Below are 10,000 nucleotides of genomic sequence, written 5' to 3' on the forward strand. Positions count from 1 at the left end.
AGGGATAGCTGACCCCGGAGCGGTCATCAGACCGGCGGGAACTGCGTTAAAACTAAGGTCGTTTAACTGCTGTTCGGTCAACCCCTTCCCATGGACAGAAAGCTGTAAAATCGGAACGGTAGACGCACTATAATTCAGGATAAGCGGAGGGTTAATCCCTCGCGGCAAAGATCTTAAAACGGTCTGGGCGCTAGCAGTAATCTGGGCATTGGCCAGACGGATATCCGTCCCCGGCTGAAAGAAAATCTTCACAATACCAAAATTGGCAATCGACATCGCTTCCAGATGGTCGATATTATTGACAACCGTTGTCATCGCCCGCTGGTAAGGCGTATTGATCCGGCTTTGGATGTCATCAGGGGACATCCCCTGAAACTGCCAAATAACAGCCACAATCGGAATTTTAATATCGGGAAAAATATCGGTCGGTGTTTTAAAGGCGGATAAAATCCCCACAATAAAAATCATCACCGCCATAACAATAAAAGTATAAGGGCGACGGAGAGCAATGCGTACCAGCGCGAGCATAAGCGGTGTTCCAGATCGTTGATACGGATGTCTGTTTGATTTGCTTTTCTAAAAATCAAACAGGAGCAAAAAATAACGCGTCGTTGTAATTGTTTTACAGCCTATTTATGTCTGATATGCAACGTTAAATTTCCAATTTTAAATGTTAAATTTTTTTAGATCATGCCCAGTCGAATATCATAACTGGCATTTTCTATTTAGCCCATCCTATAGCATATTTATGCCTTTTAAAGGGCAAAAGCGGCATAATAAAAGGGATAATGCACTATGCCAACGATTTCCCATTCAGGCAAAATGCCCCTAGAAGCGACGGTTATTCCCGTTACACCTCTGCGGCAAAATTGCAGTTTGCTTTATTGCCTAGAAACAATGAAGGGTGCCATCGTTGATCCGGGCGGTGATATTCCTCTCATTCTTGATTCTATCACGAAAAAACAGGTCACGGTTGAAAAAATTCTTATTACTCATGGCCATTTTGACCATTGCGGCGGGGCAGCCGCTCTCAGCCGGATTCTTGGCTGTCCCATTATCGGGCCTCATCTTGATGACCAATTCTGGATTGACCAAATTCCTGAGAATGCCCAACAATATGGCTTTGAAGGTGAAAGTTTTACCCCCGACCAGTGGTTAAAAGACAAAGATGAAATCACGCTTGGAAAAGAACGACTTTTAGTGCGGCATTGTCCGGGGCATACACCGGGGCATGTCGTTTTTTACAATGCCGCTTCACATTTGGCGATTGTTGGTGATGTTCTGTTTCGTAATTCAATCGGGCGCAGTGACTTTGCGGGAGGCGATCACCAAGCCTTAATTCAATCTATCACCGAAAAATTATGGCCGATGGGACGCGAAACCGTCTTTATTCCGGGTCATGGCCGCCCCTCTACTTTCGGGGCAGAAAGGGATCATAACCCCTTTGTGGCAGATTCGGTGCTAGGTCTTATGCCCTGATATGATCAGGGCATCAAAACGACCTCAATTTTATCGCTTCCACGCCCAATACAGTTGGGCTGGGGGAATATTGATCCATTCCATCTCATGATCGATGTCAGAAAAAACGGGATCAAGAAAATTTTTCACTTTAGGTGAAAATTGATAAACGAGAAAAGCACCGCCTTTTCTCAAAGCCGCGCCGGTTTCATGCGCAATGGTTGCACCAACGCCCTCTGGCAAGGTCGAAAAAGGCAGTCCTGACAAAACATAATCGGCATTATCAAAACCATGGGCTTTGATAATCGAGCGAACATCGGCTGCAGACCCATTCACAGCGATAAAGCGGGGATCTTTGATCGTGCTTTTAAGATAGGCAACAAAATCAGGATTGGTGTCTATCGCGATCAAGGTCGCATCCGGTGCCATCCGGCTCAAGACATGGGGGCAAAACGTCCCAACACCGGGGCCATATTCAACAAATAATTTGGTGTTGCTCCAGTCGGTTTTAGACAACATCCGGTGAATCAGTTTCTGCGATGACGGAATTATTGATCCCACCATCACCGGATGCTTCAGAAATCCTTGAAAAAATATAGCAAAAGGGTTCGGCCGTTTTTGGGCTTTTTGGCGGCCATGAACCCCTTTCAAGGTATCATCTGCGGAAGATCCTGTCATCGCTACTCCAAAACTTATTGACTATCTTGGGCAGGGCTTGCCCGCAAAGGCCTTTCGTTCGCACAAATTATGCGGGTAAAGCAAGCGTTGCTAGCAATTATTTGTCGAAAGTCAGGGGTAAATTTTAAACTTACAGGCAATTATTTTTATCAAAAATAGCCAAGGCAAGAAAAAGTAGGATAATATTAAGACTCTTTCTCTAGCAATACAGCATGAAAAAATCCCTACGGCTCTGCATAGAAATATAAATTGTCACCGTTGTCAGAATAAAAAAAAGGTCGGTCTTAACGACCGACCGTAGTATTAGGAGAGGATGCCTGAAAGGCACTTTCTTAATGAGCGATTCCCAGAAAAAAGGCAATTGCTAAAAAATATCTTGCAATTGCATTTTTTGCAACGACAAATAGGCTAAAATAGCAATGATACCGTAGGACATGCAGAAAATGAAACCATAAGCCCCCCATAATGGCTCTTTTTTTATCCCTAAAAACTTTCATTTTTCATAATAAAGTTAGGAAAAAACACGCATGCGCAGGTTACCGCCCCTAACGGCCATTGAAGCTTTTGTGCAGGTAGCCCGTCTAGGATCAATCAAAGCCGCTGCCGAAGCCCTCTCGCTTTCTTCTCCGGCTTTAAGCCGCCGGATCCAGCAATTAGAAAGATTTGTTAATAGACGGCTTTTTATCAGACAACATCAAGCCATGCGCCTTAATGGTGACGGGGAAACGCTTTATCATCGTCTGGGGCCTGCGCTTGATATTCTGGCCGAGGCCGTTGAAATCTCGACCAGCGGTGGACATGAATTATTGCGTCTAAGGTTAGGGGTTCCGCCCCTTTATGCCTCACAAAAACTGATAAAGCGCATCACACATTTGCGACAACATCACAAAGAACTTCATATTGATGTCGATACTGCCCCTTATGCGCTTTCCCGCCTTGGGGAAGGCCTTGATGCCGTAATCACTTTGGCGCGGGATATTGATCCGGCTTTTTATTCTTACAGGCTCGGCTTTAATAAAATTATGCTTTTTGCGGCACCCGAATTTGTTGAAGGGGAAAATGCGCTCAAGCATCCCGAAGATTTAGCGAAAACGACTTTGTTTTTACATCGGGATATGCCGGATAATTTCACGACATGGCGCGAAGCTATCGGCCTTCCTAAATTGGAACCGGCTGCCATCGACTTTTTTGATTCTGGGCAATTGATGTTGGATGCCGCCGCTGGTGGTATGGGAATCGCCTGTCTTTTGGATTGTAATTACAAAGGGCAATATAAAACGAGCCTAAGACCCATTTTCAGCAGCAATATAGATAGCCCTTATAGCTATTGGTTTGCTTGCCGTCGTGCTTCATTAGGGCGACGCCCCGTTCGGCTATTTCATGAATGGCTCACTAACCCGCCCAAAGAAGAAACGAGGGCGGGTTAGAAGAGGATAATTATTTATCAGCCGCAATACGGGCTTTGATAATTTTACCGGGATTCGCAGGCGGTTCACCCTTCGGCAAAGCGTCAATATGCTCCATGCCTTCGATCACTTCACCCCAAACGCTATACTGGCGATCAAGGAAAGTGGCATCACCAAAGCAGATGAAAAACTGGCTATTGGCGGAATGCGGATAAGAGGTGCGCGCCATCGAGCAGACACCACGGACATGCTTGGCATCGGAAAATTCAGCCTGAAGATCCGGTTTGTCAGAACCTGACATGCCGGTTCCCGTCGGGTCGCCGCCCTGCGCCATAAAGCCCGGAATAACCCGATGGAAAACAATACCATCATAGAAGCCTTTGCGGGTCAGCTCCTTGATGCGCTCGACATGCTTGGGGGCTAAATCAGGACGCAACCGAATCGTTACGTCACCACCATCCACCGTCATAATCAAAAGATTTTCGGGATCATCAGCCATATTCCGGCCTCCTTCATCGAAAAATAACAAGAGCTTTTAGTTAGGCGGTAAGTGATAGAGATGCCAGCCTTTTTCCCCGAGCAAAGAATATGATAAAGGGCTGTCACATAAATCCAAATAACATTGGTTAGAATAAAGGGTCTTTTTATTTTCAACAGAAAGCAGAGCATCCAGCAATCGGGCAGGATAATATCCGAAGGGAGGAAGCGGATATGAAAAAATCGACAATAGACAATGCAGAAACGGCCATGGACGAACAGGAAAAAAACGATCTTGCGCCCGATCAACCAGATTCTTTGGAAGAAAGAGGATCGTCTATTCCCAATAGTCAGGAAGAAGAAAACCGCCTTGCCTCCGAATTTGTCCGGCAAATCGTCTCCCTCCTAGAAGAAGGCGATAATCAGGCCGTTTATGACATGGTGGCACCGCTTCATCCTGCGGATATTGCCGAATTATTTGCCCAAGCTCCTGTTGAAATTCGCCGTCCTTTGGCAGCCGCCATCACCGATTTGATGAGTGGTGAAGTCATTTCCGAAATGAACGAATGGGTTCGGGAAGACTTGCTTAAATCCCTAACCGGACAAGAAGTGGCAAATATCATCGCCCAACTCGACCTTGATGATGCAGTGGTTATCGTCAGCGAGCTGGATGCCCAAAAACAGCAAGAAACCTTACAGGCCTTATCTTCCGAAGACAGAGCAGCCATCGAACGCGCACTGTCTTTTCCGCTGGAATCTGCGGGACGGATGATGCAGCGCAATCTCGTTGCGGTGCATGAAAATATGAGCGTTGGCGATGTCATCCATTATCTGCGCCAAAATGATGATCTGACGACCGATTTTTGGGAAGTCTTTGTCGTTGATCCCTCCCATCGACCGATAGGCACCTGTAAATTATCAAAATTACTCCGAATGCCGCGTCATGCCCTGATACAGGATATTATGCAGCCGGAACAAACCCTCATTCCCGTTACCATGGATCAGGAAGAGGTTGCCTTACGGTTCCAAAAATACGGGTTGATATCAGCCGCCGTTGTTGATGAATCCGGCCGTCTTGTCGGTATGATTACGGTTGATGATATTATCCATATTATTAGGGACGAAGCCGATGAAGATATTCTAAAACTCTCTGGTGCTGGTGATGGGGACATCAATGAACCGGTTCTTGATAGTTATAAAAGTCGGGTGCGCTGGCTGATTACCAATCTTGGCACCGCCTTAGTCGCTTCAACCATTATCGGCTTTTTTGAAGGCACCATTGCTCGCATGGTCGAATTGGCAACTCTGATGCCGATTGTCGCTGGTGTCGGCGGCAATGCTGGATCACAAACGATGGCTGTTACCGTTCGCGCCTTGGCAACCAATCAGCTTACCGCTTCCAACTGCGTCCGCTCTGTCACGCGTGAATTACGGATTGCATTGTTAAACGGTTTAACCGTGGCTTGTGTCTTGGGGGCTGGTACATGGCTGGTTTTCCACAATGTCTTGCTGACAGAAGTTATCGCCTTAGCCATTATGAGCAATATTATCATTGGAGGGTTGGCCGGCGTGTTGGTGCCTCTCACCTTTGACCGTGCAGGCAGCGATCCTGCGGTAGCATCCTCTATTTTTGTGACGATGACAACCGACGCAATGGGCTTCCTCACATTTCTGGGATTGGCCACGGTCAGCGGCCTAACCGGTGCCTAACGCCCGCCGGAAATAGATTATTAAAAAAAAGCAGGCTTCTATAAAAGGAGCCTGCTTTTTTGATATAATAATCAGATGAGATTATTCGGCCAAATCATCAAAGACGGCTGGAGTCGTCTCCTTAATCCAACCCCCTCCCAAAACTTGGTCACCATCATAGAAAACAGCCGCTTGCCCTGGTGAAACGCCATATTCCGGCTGATTAAATACCAGTTCTTTTCCATCAAAACGGGCTGGCACTGGCTTGGCCGCCGACCGAATTTTAACCTGCATTTCGCGATCAAAACCATCGACCAACCAATTCACTTCCTTGATCTTTGCTTTTGCCACGGCCAAAGCGCGACGAGAACCAACAACAAGCTGTTTTTTAGCGGGATCAAGCCGAATAACATAAAGCGGCTCTTTCTGACCGCCAATTTCTAAACCGCGTCGTTGCCCTACCGTAAAATGGATCAACCCCGAATGTTTGCCCAAAACACGGCCTTGCATATCGACGATATCACCCCCCTGCCCTGATTCTGGACATTTTTCTTCGACAATGCGGGCGTAATCACCATCGGGTACAAAACAGATATCCTGACTATCGGCTTTCATCGCCACAGACAGACCTAATTCAGCGGCCATCTCCCGCACTTTCGGCTTGGGCAAACCACCCAAGGGAAAACGCAGATAATCTAGCTGCTCTTTTGTCGTTGCAAAAAGAAAATAACTTTGATCACGCGCAGGATCTAAAGCACGATGCATTTCCACTCGATCATTATTGATCAAACGACGAACATAATGCCCCGTTGCCAAGCAATCGGCACCCAATTCACGGGCAACATTTAAAAGATCAGTAAATTTCACCCCTTGATTGCAACGGATGCACGGCACAGGCGTGCGACCGGCAACATATTCGGCAACGAAATCATCAATCACGCTTTCTTTGAAATTATTTTCATAGTCAAAAACGTAATGGGGAATACCGATTTTTTCAGCAACCGCACGGGCATCACGAATATCTTTACCAGCGCAACAGCTTCCCTTCCGTCCGACAGCCGCCCCATGGTCATAAAGCTGGAGTGTAATCCCAATGGTTTCGGCACCCGTTGCTTTAGCCAAAGCTGCAACGACCGAACTATCGACACCGCCTGACATCGCAACAACAATACGCTGTGCCGATTTTGGCTTATCAATTTGAAAATCAATGGACATAAGAATTTTGCCTATAACACTCCTGATAACAGGGCGCATATCTGTTTAAGAAGAAAAAAGCTGGTATGATGCGTTATCTGTTTTAACCGGAATATGAAAGATAAGGCATCTCTTTGATGAAAAATGATGTAAATTTTTCCGAAGAAAGCATCGAAATCTTCAAAATTTTATCTGAACGGCTAACTACAGGGCAAAAGGATAGCCCTACCGCGCAGGCAGAAAGAAAAAGACAATCTTTTGCTGACAAGCCTTCTTCTGTCACCGCGCTGATAGAATTACTGACCCAAGAGGAAGGAACACAGACAAGTTTTCTCGAAATTCTGGACGGGCATTTTAACCCCGATGCCCTAAAAACATCGCAGATATGAAAAAACTTGTCTTGCCCAAATTTTTTTACTGGAATGGCAAATAGCGCAAACTCAAGAATAATTCGCTCATATGCGTTGTCGGTGAACCGCCAGTGCCACGCCATGCCTCGCGGGTAGAATAGGCTAACTGGACACCGGCCTGAACCGTTCCATAATGGCCTTTCAAGAAACGCCACCAACCCCCGATTGTCGCTTCACTAATCCGTTTTGTGCTACCAACGCAAGCTGTCGAAAGCTCGGTATTACAACCGCTATTATTATAAAGCGGATTGCCATAACCATAAGCCACACCATTTTCAGAGAAATAAGAACGACCAGCCTCTTGAATTCCGTAATAACCATAAAGATCAAGTCTTGGGGTCACATGTCCCATAATACCGGCGGTCGCCTGCATACTCCATAAAGGAACAGGTCTTCCATCAGCATCCAAGGTGGCATCCGGTAACAAAGCGGCACCATAATGCCCAATCCCTTTTCCAACCAAGCCAGCTAATCGCAGTTCGACCTTTTTCGGGATCAATGGCAAGACCATAGAACCACCACCACCGCCGGTCAGAACCGTATTATTATGCCCGACACCCTCAGCCGTGGTTACCCGATCATGCGGCATACGCATGATACCCACAATTTCGTAATGCCCCCAAGCCGGATCCCAAGCCAATTTACCAATAATATCAGGCGACACTTCGGCGGAATAAGCTGATGGCTGCGTCAAACCGACACCATTAGAGGTGATCGTTGTTGTCGAACCATTCGGCATCACAACGCGTCCAGAATTATTAGTAAAACCGGTTGTGTCATACATGGTCGCTGGATTTTCAATAGAAAGAGCTGCCCAAAAACGATGGTTAAACCAGTCTTTGGCGACACGGACTTGCCATTGTCTTGCCCATGTCTGCCCTGCTAAAATCGAGGCTTCCGCTGTTTCCGCGACACTTTCCTGACGGGGCGTAATGCCAACACGGTTTGGGGTTAACAAACTCCATGCCTGACCACCCAAAACATGGAAATTATAGCGGCTGTCATCATAGGCCAAATAGGCCTGACGCAAACGGATGATGTAACTGCTGCTTTCATAAGGGTTGGTGGTCGATCCCCCCGCCCCGAAATCGGTTTCAACAAAACCTGAAATCGTCGAATGTTGGGATACCGTGCCCCGCATCAATAACGACAATCGCGTATAGCGCGCGCTCGCTTCGGTATTCGCCGTGTGATAATCAGGATTATTTTTAAAGGGCATCGACTTCCATGAATTAAAGGTGCCTGATGCTATATGACGGTTTGAAACCAGACCAGAGGCATCAATAAAACCACCCAAAATAAAGGTCATCGGGCCCAGATTGAAAACGCCATGGTCACCCAAAGCACCCGCCAACTGCGCACCGGCGGTTTCTCTTGGATGCGGGCCCACGCCGTTATTCGCTGTCATCGAAATAATATCGCGGGCATGACGCGCAATAATAGCTTCTGTCGGCACATCGGTATGTTTGAATAACTCGACTGCGCCGTTATCGCCCTCTCTAATTTGGGCAATATCACCCCCCACATTACTAGCAAAAGCGGCATCTGACTTTGCCTGATCGGTGCTGGTATTAGAAGATGTGGAAGGTATATTACCCAAATTAGCCATGCCATATTGGTCGCTCTGATTTTGGAAAGGATCCATCACCAGATCGAGACTTTTATTGTTATCGGCAAGGTTGCTTTTATTGGGAGCCGCCGATGAAGCAAGCGCCGTATTATTCCCTACATTTGTAGAGGCTGTCGCCGTAGAATCCGGTGTTACCGCTGTCAAAGCGGGGGTATTTTTATCAGCCGTAGCCAGATGCGTATCCGCCGTAGCCTCATTCACTTTATTGGCTGGCGGTATCACGGCATTATTAGCCAGCATCGTTGTATTAGACGGAGCGGTTTCAGACGGTTTTTTCTGATCTCCGGCCGAAGCTATAGTGGATTGCTGTTGTTTTTTTGCGAGTAATTGCTGTCTGACTGCCAATAAATCTTGCTGCAAAGCCGCCTGCGCCTGCTCAATATGGCGGATTTCTTGTTCAAGGGTTTCGATAGAAACAGCCTCACTTTTAGTAGCAGCCTGTCCGGTATTTTGCGCCATAGCAGGGAATAAAGGTGCCATCATAAATCCGGCCAGCAATAGCTTCCGGCATCTTTTCGAGACCCGCTCCATCCGCAAAGAAGAGGCCGTTTGGCCTTTGGCTACCGTTTGTTTTTTTCTGTTTTTCACGGTGTCACTATCGTTGGCGTTGTGTTTCAAATTATGACAGCCTCATTTAAATATTATTATACCGCAGAGTGAGACACTCTATTTTTTAACTTTTATTCCCAGTTTTTCCCAAAAAAATACAGATATTTTTACGCAGCCATATATTTTGATATGACAAAATATATAAACAAAGAAGCCTAATGTAAGAAATTATTTCACTTCTCGCTTATTCTTGCCGCATCGGCGGCAACAAGCAACCGTTTTTCGATTGCTTTTAACCGATTCTGATTTGTGATTTTATGGGAAAATAAATCAGAGACATAGAAGACATCGACAGCCCGTTCTCCATAAGTGGCGATGTGAGCCGAACTAATCGTTAAACGGGCATTAAACAGGGCACAACCCAGATCATGGAGCAAGGCAGGCCTGTCTTGGGCGTTGACTTCAATGACGGTAAAGCGGTCAGATGCCTGATTGTCAATAAAAACCAA

General features: G+C 46.5%; 10 protein-coding genes. 4 read left to right on the forward strand and 6 right to left on the reverse strand.

Going from position 1 to position 10,000, the window contains the following annotated elements:
* Positions 1-528, reverse strand: a 528-nt coding sequence (locus LDL18_RS03580) for an efflux RND transporter permease subunit (RefSeq protein ID WP_296507016.1), incomplete at its 3' end; no start/stop codon positions are given.
* Positions 529-795: 267 nt separating this feature from the next.
* Here LDL18_RS03580 and LDL18_RS03585 point away from each other — a divergent pair.
* Entirely contained in the window at positions 796-1,479 is a 684-nt protein-coding gene (locus tag LDL18_RS03585; protein WP_296507017.1) for an MBL fold metallo-hydrolase, read from the forward strand.
* 30 nt (positions 1,480-1,509) lie between these two features.
* On the opposite strand, the gene LDL18_RS03590 is transcribed toward LDL18_RS03585, so the two are convergent.
* A complete protein-coding gene (locus LDL18_RS03590; protein ID WP_296507018.1) occupies positions 1,510-2,136 on the reverse strand; it encodes a methyltransferase in 627 nt (208 codons plus the stop codon).
* Positions 2,137-2,663: 527 nt separating this feature from the next.
* On the opposite strand from LDL18_RS03590, the gene LDL18_RS03595 reads away from it, so the two are divergent.
* A complete protein-coding gene (locus LDL18_RS03595) occupies positions 2,664-3,563 on the forward strand; it encodes a LysR substrate-binding domain-containing protein (protein WP_011240650.1) in 900 nt (299 codons plus the stop codon).
* Positions 3,564-3,573: 10 nt separating this feature from the next.
* Here LDL18_RS03595 and LDL18_RS03600 read toward each other — a convergent pair whose 3' ends face one another.
* Positions 3,574-4,041 carry a peptidylprolyl isomerase gene (locus LDL18_RS03600; protein WP_296507019.1) on the reverse strand — a complete coding sequence of 156 codons (468 nt, stop codon included), beginning with the start codon at positions 4,039-4,041 and terminating at the stop codon, positions 3,574-3,576.
* A gap of 212 nt (positions 4,042-4,253) precedes the next feature.
* On the opposite strand from LDL18_RS03600, the gene mgtE reads away from it, so the two are divergent.
* Positions 4,254-5,729 carry a magnesium transporter gene (gene mgtE / locus LDL18_RS03605; protein WP_296507020.1) on the forward strand — a complete coding sequence of 492 codons (1,476 nt, stop codon included), beginning with the start codon at positions 4,254-4,256 and terminating at the stop codon, positions 5,727-5,729.
* A gap of 81 nt (positions 5,730-5,810) precedes the next feature.
* On the opposite strand, the gene mnmA is transcribed toward mgtE, so the two are convergent.
* Positions 5,811-6,923 carry a tRNA 2-thiouridine(34) synthase MnmA gene (gene mnmA / locus LDL18_RS03610; RefSeq protein ID WP_296507021.1) on the reverse strand — a complete coding sequence of 371 codons (1,113 nt, stop codon included), beginning with the start codon at positions 6,921-6,923 and terminating at the stop codon, positions 5,811-5,813.
* A 116-nt stretch (positions 6,924-7,039) separates the two neighbouring features.
* On the opposite strand from mnmA, the gene LDL18_RS03615 reads away from it, so the two are divergent.
* Positions 7,040-7,291 (forward strand): hypothetical protein, encoded by a 252-nt coding sequence (locus LDL18_RS03615; protein ID WP_011240646.1) that lies wholly within the window; start codon positions 7,040-7,042, stop codon positions 7,289-7,291.
* A gap of 25 nt (positions 7,292-7,316) precedes the next feature.
* Here LDL18_RS03615 and LDL18_RS03620 read toward each other — a convergent pair whose 3' ends face one another.
* Positions 7,317-9,560, reverse strand: a complete 2,244-nt coding sequence (locus LDL18_RS03620; protein ID WP_296507022.1) for a hypothetical protein — start codon at positions 9,558-9,560, stop codon at positions 7,317-7,319.
* Between the two features lie 164 nt (positions 9,561-9,724).
* Positions 9,725-10,000: hypothetical protein (locus LDL18_RS03625; RefSeq protein ID WP_296507023.1), on the reverse strand; the 276-nt coding region annotated here is incomplete at its 5' end.

The organism is Zymomonas sp. (assembly GCF_020216885.1).
In the GTDB taxonomy this organism is placed as follows: domain Bacteria; phylum Pseudomonadota; class Alphaproteobacteria; order Sphingomonadales; family Sphingomonadaceae; genus Zymomonas.

Bases quoted from the DNA above. Each gene is read 5' to 3' on its own strand.
- LDL18_RS03615 (WP_011240646.1), top strand. From the start codon at position 7,040: ATGAAAAATGATGTAAATTTTTCCGAAGAAAGCATCGAAATCTTCAAA.
- LDL18_RS03585 (WP_296507017.1), top strand. From the start codon at position 796: ATGCCAACGATTTCCCATTCAGGCAAAATGCCCCTAGAAGCGACGGTT.
- LDL18_RS03600 (WP_296507019.1), bottom strand. From the start codon at position 4,041: ATGGCTGATGATCCCGAAAATCTTTTGATTATGACGGTGGATGGTGGT.
- mnmA (WP_296507021.1), bottom strand. From the start codon at position 6,923: ATGTCCATTGATTTTCAAATTGATAAGCCAAAATCGGCACAGCGTATT.
- LDL18_RS03590 (WP_296507018.1), bottom strand. From the start codon at position 2,136: ATGACAGGATCTTCCGCAGATGATACCTTGAAAGGGGTTCATGGCCGC.
- LDL18_RS03595 (WP_011240650.1), top strand. From the start codon at position 2,664: ATGCGCAGGTTACCGCCCCTAACGGCCATTGAAGCTTTTGTGCAGGTA.
- mgtE (WP_296507020.1), top strand. From the start codon at position 4,254: ATGAAAAAATCGACAATAGACAATGCAGAAACGGCCATGGACGAACAG.